The sequence below is a fragment of the Sphingomonas kyeonggiensis genome, assembly GCF_030812785.1.
GTDB lineage: Bacteria > Pseudomonadota > Alphaproteobacteria > Sphingomonadales > Sphingomonadaceae > Sphingomonas > Sphingomonas kyeonggiensis_B.
The window spans coordinates 120,477-138,020 of record NZ_JAUSTJ010000001.1; the positions used below are offsets into that span (position 1 = coordinate 120,477).

17 protein-coding genes are annotated in these 17,544 nt (G+C 66.6%); 9 read left to right on the forward strand and 8 right to left on the reverse strand.

Annotation, left to right across the window (positions count from 1 at the left end):
- Positions 1-121 precede the first annotated feature (121 nt).
- Together J2W22_RS00565 and J2W22_RS00570 are read left to right on the forward strand one after the other, a co-directional pair.
- Positions 122-1,156, forward strand: a complete 1,035-nt coding sequence (locus tag J2W22_RS00565; protein ID WP_307117961.1) for a sensor histidine kinase — start codon at positions 122-124, stop codon at positions 1,154-1,156.
- A complete protein-coding gene (locus J2W22_RS00570; protein ID WP_307116326.1) occupies positions 1,153-1,959 on the forward strand; it encodes a LytR/AlgR family response regulator transcription factor in 807 nt (268 codons plus the stop codon). The genes J2W22_RS00565 and J2W22_RS00570 overlap by 4 nt, the downstream gene beginning before the upstream one ends.
- An 80-nt stretch (positions 1,960-2,039) precedes the next feature.
- Here the strand turns inward: J2W22_RS00570 and J2W22_RS00575 are convergent, their stop codons facing one another.
- Positions 2,040-4,088: a sulfatase-like hydrolase/transferase gene (locus J2W22_RS00575; RefSeq protein ID WP_307116327.1), complete on the reverse strand. Its 2,049-nt coding sequence runs from the start codon at positions 4,086-4,088 to the stop codon at positions 2,040-2,042.
- Between the two features lie 245 nt (positions 4,089-4,333).
- Between J2W22_RS00575 and J2W22_RS00580 the strand changes: the two genes are divergently transcribed.
- Positions 4,334-5,098, forward strand: a complete 765-nt coding sequence (locus tag J2W22_RS00580; RefSeq protein WP_307116328.1) for an isocitrate lyase/PEP mutase family protein — start codon at positions 4,334-4,336, stop codon at positions 5,096-5,098.
- A gap of 293 nt (positions 5,099-5,391) precedes the next feature.
- Here J2W22_RS00580 and J2W22_RS00585 read toward each other — a convergent pair whose 3' ends face one another.
- The 3 genes from J2W22_RS00585 to J2W22_RS00595 are packed head-to-tail and all read right to left on the reverse strand — an operon-like array spanning position 5,392 to position 7,761.
- Positions 5,392-5,667, reverse strand: a complete 276-nt coding sequence (locus J2W22_RS00585; protein ID WP_307116329.1) for a DUF3297 family protein — start codon at positions 5,665-5,667, stop codon at positions 5,392-5,394.
- A 17-nt stretch (positions 5,668-5,684) separates the two neighbouring features.
- Positions 5,685-7,343 (reverse strand): FAD-dependent oxidoreductase, encoded by a 1,659-nt coding sequence (locus J2W22_RS00590; protein ID WP_307116330.1) that lies wholly within the window; start codon positions 7,341-7,343, stop codon positions 5,685-5,687.
- Positions 7,344-7,392: 49 nt separating this feature from the next.
- Entirely contained in the window at positions 7,393-7,761 is a 369-nt protein-coding gene (locus J2W22_RS00595; protein ID WP_307116331.1) for a hypothetical protein, read from the reverse strand.
- Between the two features lie 141 nt (positions 7,762-7,902).
- Here J2W22_RS00595 and J2W22_RS00600 point away from each other — a divergent pair, with 141 nt between their 5' ends.
- Positions 7,903-8,301, forward strand: coding sequence for an EVE domain-containing protein (locus J2W22_RS00600; RefSeq protein WP_307116332.1), 399 nt, complete (start codon positions 7,903-7,905; stop codon positions 8,299-8,301).
- Between the two features lie 218 nt (positions 8,302-8,519).
- Here the strand turns inward: J2W22_RS00600 and J2W22_RS00605 are convergent, their stop codons facing one another.
- The 3 genes from J2W22_RS00605 to typA form a co-directional block, all read right to left on the reverse strand.
- Entirely contained in the window at positions 8,520-9,380 is an 861-nt protein-coding gene (locus tag J2W22_RS00605; protein ID WP_307116333.1) for a rhamnogalacturonan acetylesterase, read from the reverse strand.
- A 57-nt stretch (positions 9,381-9,437) separates the two neighbouring features.
- Positions 9,438-9,995: a hypothetical protein gene (locus J2W22_RS00610; RefSeq protein ID WP_307116334.1), complete on the reverse strand. Its 558-nt coding sequence runs from the start codon at positions 9,993-9,995 to the stop codon at positions 9,438-9,440.
- 128 nt (positions 9,996-10,123) lie between these two features.
- Complete coding sequence (gene typA / locus J2W22_RS00615; RefSeq protein ID WP_307116335.1) at positions 10,124-11,965, reverse strand: translational GTPase TypA; 1,842 nt, start codon at positions 11,963-11,965, stop codon at positions 10,124-10,126.
- Between the two features lie 312 nt (positions 11,966-12,277).
- Between typA and J2W22_RS00620 the strand changes: the two genes are divergently transcribed.
- The 3 genes from J2W22_RS00620 to J2W22_RS00630 all read left to right on the forward strand — a co-directional run bounded on the left by J2W22_RS00620 (position 12,278) and on the right by J2W22_RS00630 (position 14,022).
- On the forward strand, positions 12,278-12,853 hold the full coding sequence (locus J2W22_RS00620) for an NADPH-dependent FMN reductase (RefSeq protein ID WP_307116336.1): 576 nt from the start codon (positions 12,278-12,280) through the stop codon (positions 12,851-12,853).
- Between the two features lie 73 nt (positions 12,854-12,926).
- The gene (locus tag J2W22_RS00625; protein WP_307116337.1) at positions 12,927-13,658 is read left to right on the forward strand and encodes a hypothetical protein; all 732 of its coding nucleotides are present in this window, start codon (positions 12,927-12,929) and stop codon (positions 13,656-13,658) included.
- Positions 13,659-13,662: 4 nt separating this feature from the next.
- A complete protein-coding gene (locus J2W22_RS00630; RefSeq protein WP_307116338.1) occupies positions 13,663-14,022 on the forward strand; it encodes a hypothetical protein in 360 nt (119 codons plus the stop codon).
- 6 nt (positions 14,023-14,028) lie between these two features.
- On the opposite strand, the gene J2W22_RS00635 is transcribed toward J2W22_RS00630, so the two are convergent.
- Positions 14,029-15,732, reverse strand: coding sequence for a M61 family metallopeptidase (locus tag J2W22_RS00635; RefSeq protein ID WP_307116339.1), 1,704 nt, complete (start codon positions 15,730-15,732; stop codon positions 14,029-14,031).
- A gap of 155 nt (positions 15,733-15,887) precedes the next feature.
- On the opposite strand from J2W22_RS00635, the gene J2W22_RS00640 reads away from it, so the two are divergent.
- Positions 15,888-16,235, forward strand: coding sequence for a hypothetical protein (locus J2W22_RS00640; RefSeq protein ID WP_307116340.1), 348 nt, complete (start codon positions 15,888-15,890; stop codon positions 16,233-16,235).
- Positions 16,236-16,344: 109 nt separating this feature from the next.
- On the forward strand, positions 16,345-17,544 hold the full coding sequence (locus J2W22_RS00645) for a toxic anion resistance protein (RefSeq protein WP_307116341.1): 1,200 nt from the start codon (positions 16,345-16,347) through the stop codon (positions 17,542-17,544).

Here is a 17,544-nt window from a genome sequence, read left to right on the forward strand (position 1 = left end):
GCGGTGTTAGAGGCAGGTCGTGGCTACCCTGGACCCCAGATCCCCCTTCCTCGCGCAGCCGTCGAAGCCGCCGGCCGCGCTGTCGCGCCCGTTCTTCGAGGACAAGAACCGTGCCTTCTGGATGCTGCAGGCCGGCGGCTGGACCGGCTATCTGCTCCTGCGCACCGTCTCGGTGGTGTCGAACTCGCAGCCGATCCAGAGCGCGATCGCCGGCATCGTCGAGACGATCATCGGCTATTGCCTGACGCTGCTGCTCTCGGCGCTCTACCGCACCTATCGCAAGCTGCCGCGCGTCCCGTCGATCCTGCTGACCCTCGCCACGCTGGGCATCGCCACGACGATCTACGCGATGCTCGACGCCTTCACCTATTCCTTCGTCCGCGGCACGCCGGGGATCACCCTGTCGCTGGTCACCGGCACGGTGTTCATCAACTTCACCGTGCTCGCCGGCTGGTCGGCGCTCTATTTCGCGGTCAATTTCTACCTCGTCGTCGAGGACCAGATCGACCAGATGCAGGCGCTGGAGATGCAGGCCAGCCAGGCCCAGCTGGCGATGCTGCGCTACCAGCTCAATCCGCATTTCCTTTTCAACACGCTCAACTCGATCTCGACCCTGGTGCTGCTCAAGCAGACCGAGCGGGCGAACATCATGCTCTCCCGCCTCAGCTCGTTCCTCCGCTACACGCTGGCCAACGAGCCGACCGCGCACGTCACGCTCCAGCAGGAGGCGGAGACGCTGAAGCTCTATCTCGAGATCGAGAAGATGCGCTTCGACGAGCGGCTGCGCACCCATTTCGAGATCGACGAGCGCGTCACCAAGGCGCGGCTGCCGTCGCTGCTGCTCCAGCCGCTCGTCGAGAACGCCATCAAATATGCCGTCACGCCCCAGGAAGAGGGCGCCGATATCACCGTCTCCGCTCGGCTCGCCGGAGAACGAGTGCAGATCGCCGTATCCGATACGGGTCCGGGATTGATCGAAGTCAAGCAGCGGCCGACCCTTTCAACCGGCGTGGGGCTCGCCAATATCAAGGAGCGGTTGGCCCAGGCTTACGGGCCTGACCATCGATTTGAGACGCGTTCGGACCCAGGGAAGGGGTTCAGCGTTGAGATCGAGATACCGTTCCAGATCGAGGAACCTAATCGAGAGGCCGCATGACCATTCGGACCATCCTGGTAGACGACGAATCCCTTGCAATTCAGGGGCTCGAACTGAGGCTCCAGGAACATGAAGATGTCGAGATCATCGACAAATGCTCGAACGGACGCGAGGCGATCCGTTCGATCAAGACCCATAAACCCGACCTTGTTTTCCTCGACATCCAGATGCCCGGCTTCGACGGGTTCTCCGTCGTGCAGGGGCTGATGGAAGTCGAACCGCCGCTGTTCGTGTTCGTGACCGCATACAGCGATCATGCGATCCGCGCCTTCGAGGCGCAGGCGATGGACTATCTGATGAAGCCGGTCGAACCCGCCCGGCTCGCCGACACGCTCGACCGGGTGCGCCAGCGCCTGAGCGAGAAGCGCGGCGTCGAGGAGATCGAGAAGCTCAAGGAAGTGCTCGCCGAAGTCGCCCCCGATGCGGCCGACGAGATCGCCGCCTCGTCCGTCGACGGCGAGATGGCGTCGAGCCGCTTCGAGAAGCTGATCAACATCAAGGACCGCGGCCAGATCTTCCGCGTCGACGTCGACACGATCGAGCGGATCGACGCGGCCGGCGATTACATGTGCATCTATACCGGCGACAACACGCTGATCCTGCGCGAGACGATGAAGGACCTCGAGAAGCGCCTCGATCCGCGCCGCTTCCAGCGCGTCCACCGCTCGACCATCGTCAATCTCGACCTGGTCCGCCAGGTCAAGCCGCACACCAATGGCGAATGCTTCCTCGTGCTCGATTCGGGTGCCCAGGTGAAGGTGAGCCGCTCGTACCGGGACGTCGTCGCCCGCTTCGTGCACTAATCCCATCTCCCTCTCCCCGCTCGCGGGGAGAGGGCCGGGGAGAGGGGCAGTGCCGCGCACCACCCCTCTCCGCCACAACTTCACAAATCCCGCCGCTCCAGCCTTTCGAGCAGCTTCGCCAGCCGGTCGGCATCCGCCTGCACGGCCTCGCGATCGGGCAGGTCCGCGCGGGCTGTCGGCGGCGAGGCCATCACATCGACCAGGTTCACCGCTTCGTTGGGATCGCTGCGCAGGTCGTACATCTCCCATTGCTGCGGCACCTGGCCCGAGGGATCGAAATAGCGCGCCAGCTTGTGGTGCAGCGTCCGCACGCAGCGGACATGGCAGGGCTGGTGCACCGATCCCGGCGACAGCGTCACGCCAGGATGCCCGCGCACCCCGCGGATCACCTTGTCGACCACCGCCTTGTAGACTGCGAACTCCTCATAGCTGTGCTTTTCCTGCGCGGTCCGCTCGAAGGGCAGCGGTGCGGTGATCTCGTCATCGGTGATGAACAGCACACCCTCGCGCACCTGCCCGTCTGGCTCGATGATCGGCTCCTCTACCCGCGCGCCGTCCACCGCGTTCACGATCAGCCGGGACAGGTCGACGCCCGGCAGCGGCGGCACCGGGCGGCTGCCCGCCATCCGGTCGCCGATCGCATGGCGCTGCTCGGGCGTCACGCCTGCAAAGCCGAGCACCGTAGGCACGATGTCGATATGCGTGGTCAGCGCGTCGATCTGCGCCGGTTCGGGCGCGATGCCGCCCGGGTTCGCCGACGCCGTGCCGTCGGGATCGGGGAACTGCACCACCACCGGCACGTGCAGCGCCTCCTGATAGGCGGTGTACCATTTCTCGATCATGCCGCCATGCGCGCCGGCATATTCGCCGTGATCGGACAGGAAGATCACGACCGTGTTGCCCGCCTGGCCCGATTCCTCGAGCGCGGTGAGCACCGCGTTGATATGGACGTCGACCACCGCGTGCAGCCAGCCATAGAATTGCAGGAAGGCGCGCATCCCGCCCTCGGCATCGCCGGAGAGCTGGAAGGGAATGCAGCTGCGCAGCGAGAACTCGACCGCCGCCTCGAACGCCTCTGCCGTGCTCGGGTCATAGCCCTTGCTCTCGAAGGCGGGGACGAGGTTGGCGACCAGGTTGAACCCGCCCTTGGCCGCCAGCGCCAACCCGACCTTGTAGGCCGCCTCATGCTGCGCGGTCGGCTTGGTCGACAGGTCTTCGTCCTGGGTGAGCGACGCCTTGTCGTAGCTGCATTCCTGGGGGAAGCCGTCCGGGTTGAGCCAGGGCTGCATCGTCCCCGGCTTGGGCTGCATCGCCCGCTCGTCGGCGGTCGGCACGGTGAGCGGCCCGAAGATCGACTGGGTCCCGCGCGGCCCATCCCCCGGCAGCGCCTGGGCGATCACGCCGGGATAGGTGGCGATGTCGTGCGGATTGGTGAACGAGGCGACGGCGAACCAGGGCGGGATGTCGTTCGTGTCCGGCCCGGTCGATGCCGGGTCGCGCGCGCTCATCGCGGCATAGACACGGTCATAGTCGAGCGCGAGTCCCTTGCGCCGGATGAAGGCGCAGGCAGTGTCGGTGAAGCCGAAGTCCCGATAGACGCCCAGATTGTTGGGCTGGGCGCCGTGGGGCTCGGGATAGCTCGGCTCCCAATCGTCGAAGCCGTAGCGATCGAGGCTGTGATCGGGCGGATTGGAGACGTGCCATTTGCCGAAATAATGGGTGGTGTAGCCCGCTTGACGCATCCAGCTGCCCAGCGTCGGGATGCCGTCGGGCGCCAGCCAGGGGAAGTTCGGCGAATCGCCGTTCTTGAACAGCCCGTCGGTCTGGGTGACGCCGGTCTTGGTGCCGTATTGGCCGGTGTAGATCACCGTGCGGCTCGGCGTGCAGGCCGATGCAGCGATGGTGTGGTTGCGCAGCACCGCGGCCCGGTTGCGCAGCTTGAGCAGGCCGGGGAAATATTGCGCATAGGGGTTGGTCGCCGGATCGACCTCGCCCTGGAAGCCGAGGATCTGCTTCAGGGAGTCGAGCAGCCCGGCTTCGTCGCCATAGGAGAAGCGCGGGAACCTGTATTGGTCGCAGGTGATCAGCAGGATATTCGGCCGCGCGGCCGAACTGGAATCGCTCGCCATATGTGCCCCTCCGTTCGGATTTCGAGGATCGAGCGACCTGCAGCCAGCCGCCCTCCCCGCCGGCGCGAAGCTGCCCCAGCGCGACGAGTCCGGGCAAAGCAAGCTTGCGCCGAAACGGGGATATGTCGTCGCACGCATGCCGAATTGGCGGGATTTGGCAGCATGCTGGCAAAGCGACGCTACGGCCCCCTTGCCCCGGCGTCGTTACCTCTTTAGAACAATCCGGGAACGAGAGGGGTTCCCGTATGTCCAAGTATCAGAGCTTCGCCGCGCTGCACGTTCCCGGCGATCCGGTCATCCTGTTCAACGTCTGGGACGCGGGCAGCGCCCGCGCCGCCGAGCGCGCCGGAGCAAAGGCGATCGCCACCGGCAGCGCCTCGGTCTCCACCGCGCACGGCTTCGACGATGCCGAAGCGCTGCCGCTCGACCTCGCGCTCGCCAATGCCCGGCGCACCGTCGGCGCGGTGGCGCTGCCGGTCAGCGTCGATTTCGAGGGCGGCTATGCCGTCGATCCCGACGCGGTCGCCGCCAATGTCGAGAAGCTCGCCGCCACCGGCGCGATCGGCTGCAATTTCGAGGACCAGGTCGTCGCCAGCAACGGCACGCCCGCGCGCGTCATGCACACAATCGAGGACCAGTCCGCCCGCATCGCCGCGATCCGCTGGACGGTCGGCCCGGACTTCTTCCTCAACGCCCGCACCGACATCTTCCTGATCGCAAAGGGCGACACGCATGACGCAGCGATGGCCGACGAGGCGATCGAGCGCGGCAAGGCCTATGCCGATGCCGGCGCCAGCGGCTTCTTCGTCCCCGGCCTCGCCGACCTCGCCCTACTCGAGCGCGTGGCGAAGGCGGTGCCGCTGCCGGTAAACTTCATGGCCTTCCCCGGCGCGCCCGAGGCGAAGGCGGTGGCGCAGACCGGCGTGGCCCGCATCAGCCACGGCCCCTTCCCCCACATGGCCGCGCTCAAGGCCTTCGAGGACGCGGCACGGGCGGCGTTTTCGGCGTGAGTCCATAAAGCCCTCTCCCTTTGGGAGAGGGTTGGGTGAGGGCGGCCTGTCCGCGAACGACGCGGCCAGAGGCGTATCGACCCTCATCCTCCCACGCCCTTAGGCCGCGGGCCCCTCCTTCTCCCAGAGGGAGAAGGGGTAATCGGGCTTCCAAAATAGGATTCCGCCTGTCACCCTCGACAGGCTCTTTCTCACCGTCGAACCCCATCCCGAGCACGCGAGGCCGATGCCCCGCGCACGCGTCAGGGATTCAAGAGATTCAATGAATCGCTCAACCGACGATCCGCCGAAGATCAGCCCTCGGCGCCCTCTTCCGTCTCGCCGCCAGCCGCCGGACGCTCGAACCATGCCTCGACCGGGCCGTTTAGCTTGATCGTCAGCGGGTTGCCCTTGCGGTCGACCTTGTTGCCGAGCGCGGCGCGGATCCAGCCTTCGGAGATGCAATATTCCTCGACGTCGCGGCGTTCGACGCCCTTGAAGCGGATGCCGATGCCGCGCTCCAGCAGCTCGCGCTGGAAATAGGGGCTGTTCTGGTTGACCGACAGGCGGTCCGGAGGCGTGTCACTCATGGCCCAGCCCTTTGCCGCTATTGGCGCAGGCTTTCAAGGTAGCGGTGGATCGAGGAGACCACCACCGATCCCTCGCCCACCCCGGACGCGACCCGCTTGACCGAGCCCGAGCGGACATCGCCCACCGCGAAGATCCCGGGCTTGGACGAGCAGAAGAAGGTCTCGCCGCTGCCGGTCCGGACGAAGCCGGTCGGATCGAGTTCCAGGCAACCGTCGAGCCAGTCGGTCGAGGGCACCGCGCCGATCATCACGAACAGCGCCCCGGCCTTGCGCCGGCTGGTCTCGCCGGTCCGGCGGTCGGTCCAGCGCAGCCCCTCCAGATGCCGCTCGCCCTCCAGCTCGGTCACTTCGGTGAAGGGATGGAGCGTGATCCGGTCCGATGCCTCGATCCGCTCGATCAGGTAGCGCGACATGGTGTCGGCCAGCCCCTTGCCGCGCACCAGGATATGGACGTGCCCGGCGCTGCGGGCGAGGTAGATCGCCGCCTGCCCCGCCGAGTTGCCGCCGCCGACCACCACCACTTCCTGCCCGGCGCACAGCCCGGCCTCCATGTTGGTCGCGGCATAATAGATGCCGTTGCCCTCCAGCTCGGCATAGCGCGGCAGGTCGAGCTTGCGGTAGCGCGCACCGGTGGCGACGACCACCGCCCGCGACCGGATCTCGGTGCCGTCGTCGAGCCGGACGGTGAAGGGCACGCCCGAACAGTCGAGCCCCACCGCCCCGCGCGATACCAGCAGCCGCGCACCGAACTTCTGCGCCTGCACCTGCGCCCGCCCGGCCAGCGCCTGGCCCGAGATGCCGGTCGGGAAGCCCAGGTAATTCTCGATCTTCGAGCTGGTCCCCGCCTGCCCGCCCGGCGCGATCGATTCGATCACGATCGTGTCGAGCCCTTCCGAAGCGGCGTACACCGCCGAGGCCAGCCCCGCTGGCCCGCCGCCGACCACGGCGACGTCATGGACATGGTCGGGATCGAGATCGACGGTGAGGCCCAGTGCATCGGCGACCTGGCCGTTGCTCGGCCGGCGGAAAGTCTGGCCGCGGACCACGACGACCGGCAGGTCCTCGAGGCTGAGCCGGAAGCATTCGAGGAAGCCGCCGGCATCGGCGTCGGTCTCGGTGTCGATCTGGCGGTGCGGCAGGCCGTTGCGGCGCAGGAAGCTCTCGATCCGCGCGGTGGCGGCGGCATGGGCGGGCCCGATCAGCGCGATGCCGGCCTCGCCGTGGAGCATCATCCCCACCCGGCGCAGGATGAAGGCGCGCATCACCACTTCGCCGATGTCCGGCTCGGCCGAGATCAGCCGGCGGAACTCGAGCCGGCCCACTCTGGCAACCCGAGTGCCGGGCCTGGCCCTGGCGGAGACCAGGATCTTGCGGTCGTTGAACAGGTCGAGCTCGCCGGTGAACTGGCGGGCGCCGTGGACATGAACGACATGCTCATGCCCCTTGGCATCGACGTCGAGCACCTCGACCGCGCCTTCGAGGATGAGGAAGAAGTCGACGCTGCGGTCGCCCCGGTCGAACAGCGGACCGCCTTCGGGCAGTTCCTCGACGGTGCCGAAGGCGGTGACCCGCCCGGCCATGTCGTCGTTGAGTTCGGGAAAGGTCTGGGCCTCCCGCTTGTACGGATCGGAAGGATCGGCGGTCAGCTGCGGCTGGAAGTGCGAATCGGTGCCCATGCCCCAGCGTAACGAGGGGGACCGACCCTAGGCCAGCCCCCCGAAAGTGTTAGCGGCAGTAGCGCACCCGGACCGGGCGATCGAGATACGGATCCCAGACGCGACGGGTCTCGCAATAGCCGCGATAGGAGCGGTAGTGGTTGCGATAATAATAGCCGTCGGTCGGGTAATAGCCGTGGTCGCGGTAGTAGCCGCGATCATAGTCGTAGCGGCGGTCGTTGTTGCTGCTGGCGATCGCCGCGCCGATGGCGAGGCCGGCGATGCCCGCGACGATCGCGGTGCCGGTGTCGTCATGGCCGCGATAATGGTGGCCATAGCCGCCGCGATACCGCTGTGCCTCGGCCGACGGGGCAAAAGCGGTGAGCGCCGCGGCACCCATTGCGAAGCCGAGTACGACCCTCTGCGCGAACTTGAACATACTTTCCTCCTCAACTGCTGGCGCCTTCGGCTGCCCGAGGAGGGACGAGTCGCGGCGCTGAGGTCAGGGAGATAACGCGCGGAGCCTGAACTGGTTCGGAATCGGCTGTTAAGCGGCGGTTTAGCTGGTTAAGGACCCGGCATGCGCTACTGGCTCCTCCGCTCCGAACCCGATGTCTATGGCTGGGATGACCTGATCAAGGAGGGCGCCACCGAGTGGAACGGCGTGCGCAACTATACCGCGCGCAACTTCCTCAAGGAGATGGAGCCGGGCGACCAGGCGCTCTTCTACCATTCGAACACCGAAAAGGCCGCGGTCGGGATCATGGAGATCACCCGCGCCTGGCAGGCGGATGGCGATGACGGCAAATGGGCCAGCGTCGCGGTGAAGCCGGTGCGCAAGCTGGGCAAGCCGGTGACGCTCGCCATGCTCAAGGCCGAGCCCCGGCTGGCCAAGCTCGAAGTCCTCCGCCAGTCCCGCCTCTCGGTCACCCCCGTCCGCGACGACGAATGGGCGGTGATCCTGGAACTGGGCAGCTAGGACCCGGGTCCAACAGCGCACCGCCAGGCGACTCGCGGAAGTTCACTAAGTTCATGACCTGCGCGGCCTAGCGCGCGCCCTGAAGCGCCTCGATCGGCGGCTTTGCGCAACTTGCTTGCGGCCGCCTGATCCTATCTTTCCAACGAAATCAAAGAGCGGCCGGACAAGACCCCCGGCCGCCCGAGCCAAGCAGGCGAAATCCTACATTGCAAGACCGATCACGGCACCAGCAGCGGGCGCATCTTCGGCACCGCCACTGCCAGCTCGTCGGCCACCATCTTCGAGAAGAAATCGGCGCCCACCGGCCCCAGATGCGTATAGTCGAAGGCCAGCTTGGCATCGCCGAGCGGCTCGACCGCGGCGTTGTTCTGCGGCGCCGAGGGCGCGGCGGCTGCGGCAGCCGGGTTGGCGATCGTCGTGCCGGTCAGCGCCGCCGCGGAGACTTCGCGGGCCGGCGCGACCTGAGCGAAGCGGTTGGCCATCGACGGGCCCAGCGCTTCGACGGCATCGGCGCTGCGCTTGTTGAGATCGACCAGCGGCACGTTCATCTCCGCCGCCACCTTGCGGATCGCCGCGGCCCAGGCATCGAGATCGCGGTCGAGCTTGCCGGCCTTGAACTGGCGGCGGGTGAGCGGGGTCAGCAAGATCGGCTCGGCACCGGCGGCGCGCGTCTCCTCGACATAGCGCTTCAGATTGGCCGGGAATTCGGTGGTGAGGTCGGTCGAGCGACCCGGCTTGCCCGGCTGGTCGTTATGGCCGAACTGGATGAGGACATAGGTCTTCACGAAGCCCGGCGTCTTCATTTCGGCCAGAGCCAGGTCCCAGCTGCCCTCGGCCCGATAGCTGTACGTGCTGCGCCCGCCCCGAGCGAGGTTCACGCAGGCGGCGAAGCTGGTGACATGGGTGGCACAGAAGCTGCCGCCCCAGCCCGACAGCACCTGGGTGGTCGAATCGCCGACCAGGATGATCTTCGAGGCCTTGATCGGCACCGCCGGCGGACGCTCCTGCGGCGCGGTCTGCGCCTGCGCCATGCCGCACGACAGCGCCAGAACCCATCCGACGACAACAGCCTTGCGCATCCCATCCCTCCCGAATCTATTTGGACCGAGGCTAGATGACACCGGTGCCAATGACAATCAGGGCAGCGGGAGGCGCACCTCGAGGTCGCGCATCTGCCGCGTCTCGGGCGGCGGGAGGCCGTTCAGGTCGATGGCGACGCGGCCGGTCTTGTCGGGCTTCTTTTTGAAGGCGCGCCCGACCCCGCTGATCGCGTCGCCGACCAGCTTGACCGGGTTGGTCGACTCGCCCGGCTCCTCGCAGCAGCTGTTCGGGTCGATCACCTTGCCGACGCCGCGGATCAGGGCGGTGCCCATGCCGAGGATGTTGATGCCGGTCGTGCAACCCTCCGACCGGGTCGCGCAGGGCGCGATCGAGGCGTTTAGCGCGCCGATGCCGGTCACGTCCGGGTTGCTCGGCATCGGCCGGTCGGGCGGGCCGCGCTCGCCAGGCAGCGGCAGGCGTGGATCGGGCGGAGCGCCCTGGCCGCACACGACGATCTCGTCCCTGGTCCGCGCCGCAGCGCAGGGATCGTTGAGGATCGACCAGCTCTGCTTGCCGTCCGCCGCCTGTTTCGGCTGGTTGAGCGTGCCCGGCGCATCCTGCGCGGCAATCAGGGCCAGCATCGTCAGCAACATGAAAAAACTCCGCCCGGTCCACTGGGGACTAGACGGAGCTAATCACAGATAGCCGTCTGTAGGAAAGCCCTCCGGCCTCTACGCCCTTTCGCCACCCCGGCTCGAGGCCGGGATGACGAGGGAATTGCTTACGCAGCGTGCTTCGCGCGGCTGGCGCGCTTGCGCTCGTGCGGATCGAGGTGGCGCTTGCGCAGGCGGATCTTGGTCGGGGTGACTTCGACCATCTCGTCGTCGTCGATATACGCGATCGCCTGCTCCAGCGTCATCTTCTTCGGCGGGGTCAGGCGGACGGCGTCGTCCTTGCCGCCCGAGGCGCGGAAGTTGGTGAGCTGCTTCGCCTTCATCGGGTTGACCTCGAGGTCTTCCGTCTTGGCGTTCTCGCCGACGATCATGCCCTCGTACAGGGCCTCGCCGTGACCGACGAACAGGATGCCGCGCTCCTCGAGCGGGCCCAAGGCGTAGCTCTGCGCTTCGCCATTGCCGTTCGAGATCAGCACGCCGTTCTTGCGGCCTTCGATCTGGCCCTTGTGGGGACCATATTTCTCGAACAGGCGGTTCATGACGCCGGTACCGCGGGTGTCCGACAGGAACTCGCCATGATAGCCGATCAGGCCGCGCGACGGCGCCGAGAAGGTGATGCGGGTCTTGCCGCCGCCCGAGGGACGCATGTCGGTCATCTCGGCCTTGCGCTGGTTCATCTTGTCGACGACCGTGCCCGAGAATTCATCGTCCACGTCGATCACGACGGTTTCGTACGGCTCGGTCTTCTTGCCGTCGTCATCGGTGCCGAACAGCACGCGCGGACGGCTGATGCCGAGCTCGAAGCCCTCGCGGCGCATCGTCTCGATCAGCACGCCGAGCTGAAGCTCGCCGCGGCCGGCGACTTCGAACGAGTCCTTGTCCTCGCTCTCGGTGACCTTGATCGCGACGTTCGACTCGGCTTCGCGCTCGAGACGGTCGCGGATCATGCGGCTGGTGACCTTCGAACCTTCACGGCCCGCCATCGGCGAATCGTTGACGGCGAAGCGCATCGACAGCGTCGGCGGATCGATCGGCTGCGCCTGGATCGGGGTCGACACGGTGGTGTCGGCGATGGTGTTCGACACGGTGGCGACGGTGAGGCCGGCCAGCGAGATGATGTCGCCCGCCTTGGCTTCGTCGGTCGGCACGCGCTCCAGACCCTGGAAGGTCATGATCTTCGAGGCGCGGCCGGTCTCGATCACCTTGCCGTCGGCGTCGAGCGCGTGGATCGGCTGGTTGAGCTTGACCGTGCCCGACTGGACGCGGCCGGTGAGGATGCGGCCGAGGAAGTTGTCGCGATCGAGCAGCGTCACGAGGAAGCTGAACGGCGCGTCCTGGTCGAGCGCGGGCGGCGGCACATGCTCGACGATCTTCTCGAACAGCGGCTGCAGCGTGCCTTCGCGGGCATCGGCATCGTCCGAGGCATAGCCGTTGCGGCCCGAGGCGTAGAGCACCGGGAAGTCGAGCTGCTCGTCATTGGCTTCGAGCGTGACGAACAGATCGAACACTTCGTCGAGCACTTCCTGCACGCGCGCATCCGAACGGTCGATCTTGTTGACGACCACGATCGGGCGCAGGCCGAGCTTGAGCGCCTTGCCGGTGACGAACTTGGTCTGCGGCATCGCGCCTTCCGACGAGTCGACGAGCAGGATCACGCCGTCGACCATCGAGAGGATGCGCTCCACTTCACCGCCGAAGTCCGCGTGACCCGGGGTATCGACGATGTTGATGCGAACCGGCTCGCCTCCACCCGGAGGCGCCCACTCGACCGAGGTCGGCTTCGCCAGGATGGTGATGCCGCGCTCCTTTTCGAGGTCGTTCGAATCCATCGCGCGCTCTTCGACGCGCTGGTTGTCGCGGAAGGTGCCGGACTGACGGAAGAGCTGGTCGACGAGCGTGGTCTTGCCGTGGTCGACGTGCGCGATGATCGCCACGTTGCGGAGGTTCATGATGCTATCCTGGAAGTAAGTTGGCGGGCCCGTACAGCAATTTGTGCGTTGCGGGAAGCCCGGTGATTCGCCGCCGGTTTCGAGACGACCCGCCCCGAAAATGTTGAATCCCTTGAATCGCCATCGCGTGCGCGGCGCGGAAGTTCACAAAGTTCGCGACATCCACGCGCGTGGCGCTTATCTGTCAGATGGGCACAAGGCGCCAGGCCGGCAAGGGCCGCCGAAAGGGTAATTGGAGCAAGTGCGCGCATCGGTCATTCTGAACCACAAAAGCGCCGTGTAGGACAGCGCCGATTGCATGAAGGGAAGAACATGGCCGAGCCGCTGAAGATCCTCGTCATCATGGGATCCGTCCGCGAGGGACGGATGGCGGAGCCGGTGGCGCATTGGGTGATCGAAGGCGCCGCCGAACGTGCGGCACTCGACCTCGAACTGATCGACCTGAAGGACTGGGACCTGCCCTTCTATCCCTTCGCCAGGCCGCCGGCGGTGGGCGATTACCAGGATCCGCTGCAGTTGCGCTGGGCGGAGAAGATCGCGGGTGCCGACGGCTATATCCTGATCTGCCCCGAATATAATCACGGCATCCCGGCGGTGCTGAAGAACGCGCTCGATTTCGTCTATGCCGAATGGCACCGCAAGCCGGTGACCTTTGTCGGCTATGGCGGCAATGGCGGCGCACGCTCGATCGAGCAGCTGACCATGGTGGCGCGCGAGCTGCGGATGGCGCCGCTGGAAGCGTCGGTCCACATCATGAGCGTGTGGAGCAAGGCCGCGGGCGGCAGCTTCATCCCCGACGGCAAGGACACGCGCTGGATCGGGCATCTGTATGACGAGCTGGAATGGTGGGGCCGCACGCTGAAGGCCGGACGCGACGCCGCAGATTGAGCGGATCGGGCCGGAACCTGCTCTTTTTCGCAGGAACGATGCGACCGAAACGACCCCGCGGCGTTTAGCCGGCATGAACCCCGATCCGATCGCGATCGCCCGGCGGCTGCTGAACAGGGCGGAGAAGGAACTGGTCGAGCGGATCATCGCCGCCGGCAGCTCTGCCGCCGCGGCGGCGGCCGGCGAGATACGCGGCTATTTTCTCTCCGCGCTCCAGGAGTTCATGACCACGCTCGGCAAGCTGCCGCATGCCACGGCGAACTGGATCCTCGATCTCGACCGCGGCTGGCACGCCCGGCGGCTGACCCATGTCGAGACGCAGCTGGTGCAGGAAGCCTGGGGCAGCCGGGTCAATCCGGCCGATGTGCGGATCGTGAAGGGCGCGGGCCTTTCCGCCTGGGCGGCGATCGCCTTCCGCAAGGGCAATCCGGCGATCACCCTGGGCAACACCATCTACATCAAGTCGGACCTGAAATATCTCACGCACAGCGACCTTTCGAACTCGCTGCGCGGCATCGAGATGCTGCTGCACGAATATACGCATGTGGTGCAGTACGCGACGCTCGGCTTCGCCCGGTTCGGCACCCGCTATGCCTCCGAGCTCAAGGCGCATGGCTATGATCCCGACAAGCTCTACGACTATGGCTCGCGCAACAATGACTGGTTCCACGAGACGCTGGAAGGGCAGGCGCAGATCGTCGGCGAATTCGGCTCGGCGAAGCGCGCGCTGAACGTGCCGAAGAATCGCACGCTGGCCGACAGGCTGCGCGCGAAGCTCAAGGGCACCGGCATCTATGCGCAGTAAGCGAATGCCGATCCTCATCCTTTTGAGCTTCGTCCTCGCCGCCTGCCAGCAGGGCGCGGAGATCCGGATCGACCAGAAGGACGGGCGCGCGACCTTCTCGCTTTCGCGGATATCCAGCGACAAGCCGGCCTGCATCCGCAACCTCGAAGTCTATGAAGGCGAGCCGAAGGGAGGCCAGCCCTTGTGGCAGATCGCGGGCGGGGACGAAGGCTGCATCGCCAGCGTCGAGTTCGCCAAGGTCCCCAAGGGATTCTCGCAGGCCGACGACACCCCGGCCGGCCTCAGGCTCAAGCCCGGCCAGAGCTACGCCGTCCAGGCGTCGGGCACCGGCTGGCTGGCGTTCGGCGCATTCACTGCGCGCTAGCCGGCGCTACCCCGCCAGCGCCGCCTTGCACCTGTCCGGCTCGGCGGCGAAGCGGGCCGGGTCGAGCACGATCTGCTGGGTGCGCAGCGTCTTCCTGCCCGCCGGGCGGAAGGTGAAGCTGCGCTTCTCCGCGCCGTCCTGCACCTCCAGCACATAATCGACCGCCGAATTGCCCGGTTCGCCGGCGACGCGGCGCAGGATCTTCATGCCGTCGCGCAGCCCCGCGGCATAGGCGTTGGAGGCAGGATCGAGGCCGGTCAGCACATTGCCCGCCTTGGACACGGCATCGGGATCCCAGCCGCGCTCGAACACCGGCACATCAGCGGTGACCAGCCGGGCGCAGGTGCCGAACGCGTCCTCGGGCAGGAGGAGCGGCTCGCCACGGGTGAGGTAGCGGTCGAGGTCCGGGCGGATGTCGAGGCCGGCGCGGCCGATCTCCGCGACGAACCCGTCGGTGAGCTGGGGCGGCTCCTTTGCATTGCGGGTCCGGGCGAGCTGGGCGCGCAGCACCGTGTCGAGATCGCCCAGGCCCTTCGCCTGGAGCTGCCGGTCCCAGAGTGCCGCGAGCATCGCCCCGCGCTGATAGGGGATCTTCTCCGCATCATAGTCCCCGCTCCAGAATTTGGCGGCGGCCGCGACATTGCCGGTCGCCCGGTAGGACGAGGCGGCATAGGCGCGCAGCATCTCGTTCCAGTCGGTGACGAACTGCTCCGGCGTCCACAACCCGGCCCGCAGCATCAGCCGGCGGGCGTAGAAATCGGTGAAGCCCTCGCTCAGCCAATAGGCTTCGGGCTCGGCCTGTTGCGGGAAGCGGCCGAGCTGGCGGGCGTTCCAGCTGTGGAAATATTCATGCGCGAGCAGCCAGGCGAGCCCGGAGAGCGGCGCGTCGCGATCGATCCAGGTGGCGAAGGCATCGCTGCGGCCGGTGCCGCCATAGCTGAGCCGGCCGGGCACCGAGGCGAGCGGGATGGCGGTGATCAGGAAGGGACCGGCCTTGTCCTCGCGCCAGAAATCGCGCTCGACCGAGACGACTTGCTGGGCAAGCTTGTCGAAGGCCTGCACGTCGAAATTGAAGCTGCCGATATGAGCGACGCGGACGGGCGCGCCGTTGAGCGAGACGGTGGAGACGGACAGGTCGCGCCCGCCGATCGCGATGCTCTCGAGGATGTCGCCGACGGTGCGCGGATGGCCGCCCAGGCCGGTGGCATGCTCGGTGTCCGAAGCGAAGCCGAGGCTCTTCGGTCCCTTCCAGATGAAGCGGGCAGGCGCCTCGTCGCGATCGACCGGGCGGGCATAGAGGACCTCGCCGACCGAATAGAACCAGCCGGGCCGAACCACCGGATGCGCCTGCTCGCTGCTGCCGGCAGTGGGATCGGCATCATAGGCCGAGACGATCCGGTAGCGCATCACCAGTGCGGCACCGGGCGCCGAGCGGACGATCCGGCCGCCATTGGGGGCAGGTGCGGTCGAGCTGGCGCCTTCGACGCGGATGTCGCGCGCCCATTGGCCGAGCCTGCGCTCGCCGGCCCAGCTGTCGACCCAGTCGATCATGGTGGTGCCGGACTTGTCCGCCTTCAGCCGGATCGTGACGTCGAGCGCGGCGATCGCGTCGCCCTGCATCTCGGGGGCGAGTTCATAGGATATCGCAGGATCGGGCGCGGGCGCGGCGCCGCCAAGCACCAGCAGGACCGGCAGTGCCGCAACGCGCAACCGATGATGCAGGGAAGTCCCCCTTTTCGAACCCGGACGCGATTTATCGGGGCGGAGGCTGACCGGCGGATGAACGGAACGGCTGTTCAACGATCCTTTCGTGCCGCTATTCCTGCGGCCAGCCGCGCCAATGTTGGCGGCGAAGGAGTAAGGCGATGAAGAAGAGTCTGTTGCTGGCGCTGGTGCTGCTCGCGGGCTGCTCGGCGGCCAAGACCGAGAAGCAGAGCGTGAGCCTGGTGCTCGACGCCGATTTCACCACCGGCAAGCTGCTGCTCAACTGCCGCGATTCGAGCAGCGGCACCTGCCATGTACTGGTCGCCGGTTCGGGCGAGCCGGTGTTCCTCTCCGCCGCCAAGGGCACGACCAGCGAGGGCGACGGCGCCAAGGACGGCGCCCGCTTCTGCGCCGGTACCGCAGTGCCGCAGAATGGCTGCAGCCTGACCGTGCTGCGCAATGGCGAGCAGATCTACCGGTCGAGCCAGGTGAAAAGCGAAACCCGCTGAGGATAGCGGCCCTTGGCGCGGGCGCGTTGGTGTATTACATAAACGACACAGTTGGACTGCGGTCCGGATGTCCCTATGCTGGGCACCGGACAGCTTTGGAGACGTACGCATGGCAAGCGAGACCTTGGTGGCCGATCAGGATCTGGTGCTCACCCCGCCCGAGCCGGTGAAGGTCGTCGCGCCCGAAAAGGCGGCCGGGCTGGTGCCGGTGGACGACAAGAAGAAGACCGAGCTGGAAGCGCGGGTCGACGGCTTCATCGACGATCTCGTCGCGCAGGATGTCAACTCGCCCGAGTTCGGCAAGCGCGTCGATGCGATCGCGGCGATGGGCCAGAAGGAGATCCGCGACGCGGCCGGCCAGTCCAACCGCTTCCTCGACCGGCCGGTCAAGGCGATGGGCAATGACGGCGTCGGCGCCGATCTGCTCGCGCTGCGCAAGAAGGTGGAGGAGCTCGATCCCAGCCAGAACGGCAAGCTGATCGGCGGGGGCGGCGGCTTCCTGTCGAAGATCTTCGGCGGCGGGATGCAGCAATATTTCCGCAAGTACCAGTCGTCGCAGACGCACATCAACGGCATCCTCAAGAGCCTGGCCAACGGCAAGGACGAGCTGCTGATGGACAATGCCGCGATCGACACCGAGCGGCAGAACCTGTGGGCCTCGATGGGCCGGCTCGAGCAGATGATCTATCTGTCCAAGGCGATGGACGCGAAGATCGAGGACAAGGCCAACGAGCTGGATCACACCGATCCGGCCAAGGCCAAGGCGTTGCGCGAGACCGCGCTCTTCTACGTCCGCCAGCGCACCACCGACCTGCTCACCCAGATGGCGGTGACGGTGCAGGGCTATCTGGCACTCGACCTGGTCAAGAAGAACAATGTCGAGCTGGTGAAGGGCGTCGACCGCGCTTCGACCACCACCGTATCGGCGCTGCGCACCGCGGTGACCGTGGCGCAGGCGCTGACCAACCAGAAGCTGGTGCTCGACCAGATCACCGCGCTCAACTCGACCACGGCCGGGCTGATCGATTCGACCGGCGCGCTGCTCAAGAGCCAGTCGGCGGCGATCCACGAGCAGGCGGCGAACTCGACCATCCCGGTCGAGACGCTGCAGCGCGCGTTCCAGAACATTTACGACACGATGGACGCGATCGACACGTTCAAGCTCAAGGCGCTCGACAGCATGAAGACCACGGTCAACACGCTGTCGAACGAAGTCGAGAAGTCGAAGGGTTATATCGCCCGCGCCGAGGGGGCTTCGCAGAATCAGGTCTCGAGCGGGGCGGAGACGTTCAAGCTGGAGGCGATGTAA

What these genes read in the sequence shown, in the direction of transcription:
- J2W22_RS00565 (WP_307117961.1), top strand. Translation starts at nt 122, where the DNA reads ATGCTGCAGGCCGGCGGCTGGACCGGCTATCTGCTCCTGCGCACCGTC.
- J2W22_RS00570 (WP_307116326.1), top strand. Translation starts at nt 1,153, where the DNA reads ATGACCATTCGGACCATCCTGGTAGACGACGAATCCCTTGCAATTCAG.
- J2W22_RS00575 (WP_307116327.1), bottom strand. Translation starts at nt 4,088, where the DNA reads ATGGCGAGCGATTCCAGTTCGGCCGCGCGGCCGAATATCCTGCTGATC.
- J2W22_RS00580 (WP_307116328.1), top strand. Translation starts at nt 4,334, where the DNA reads ATGTCCAAGTATCAGAGCTTCGCCGCGCTGCACGTTCCCGGCGATCCG.
- J2W22_RS00585 (WP_307116329.1), bottom strand. Translation starts at nt 5,667, where the DNA reads ATGAGTGACACGCCTCCGGACCGCCTGTCGGTCAACCAGAACAGCCCC.
- J2W22_RS00590 (WP_307116330.1), bottom strand. Translation starts at nt 7,343, where the DNA reads ATGGGCACCGATTCGCACTTCCAGCCGCAGCTGACCGCCGATCCTTCC.
- J2W22_RS00595 (WP_307116331.1), bottom strand. Translation starts at nt 7,761, where the DNA reads ATGTTCAAGTTCGCGCAGAGGGTCGTACTCGGCTTCGCAATGGGTGCC.
- J2W22_RS00600 (WP_307116332.1), top strand. Translation starts at nt 7,903, where the DNA reads ATGCGCTACTGGCTCCTCCGCTCCGAACCCGATGTCTATGGCTGGGAT.
- J2W22_RS00605 (WP_307116333.1), bottom strand. Translation starts at nt 9,380, where the DNA reads ATGCGCAAGGCTGTTGTCGTCGGATGGGTTCTGGCGCTGTCGTGCGGC.
- J2W22_RS00610 (WP_307116334.1), bottom strand. Translation starts at nt 9,995, where the DNA reads ATGTTGCTGACGATGCTGGCCCTGATTGCCGCGCAGGATGCGCCGGGC.
- typA (WP_307116335.1), bottom strand. Translation starts at nt 11,965, where the DNA reads ATGAACCTCCGCAACGTGGCGATCATCGCGCACGTCGACCACGGCAAG.
- J2W22_RS00620 (WP_307116336.1), top strand. Translation starts at nt 12,278, where the DNA reads ATGGCCGAGCCGCTGAAGATCCTCGTCATCATGGGATCCGTCCGCGAG.
- J2W22_RS00625 (WP_307116337.1), top strand. Translation starts at nt 12,927, where the DNA reads ATGAACCCCGATCCGATCGCGATCGCCCGGCGGCTGCTGAACAGGGCG.
- J2W22_RS00630 (WP_307116338.1), top strand. Translation starts at nt 13,663, where the DNA reads ATGCCGATCCTCATCCTTTTGAGCTTCGTCCTCGCCGCCTGCCAGCAG.
- J2W22_RS00640 (WP_307116340.1), top strand. Translation starts at nt 15,888, where the DNA reads ATGAAGAAGAGTCTGTTGCTGGCGCTGGTGCTGCTCGCGGGCTGCTCG.
- J2W22_RS00645 (WP_307116341.1), top strand. Translation starts at nt 16,345, where the DNA reads ATGGCAAGCGAGACCTTGGTGGCCGATCAGGATCTGGTGCTCACCCCG.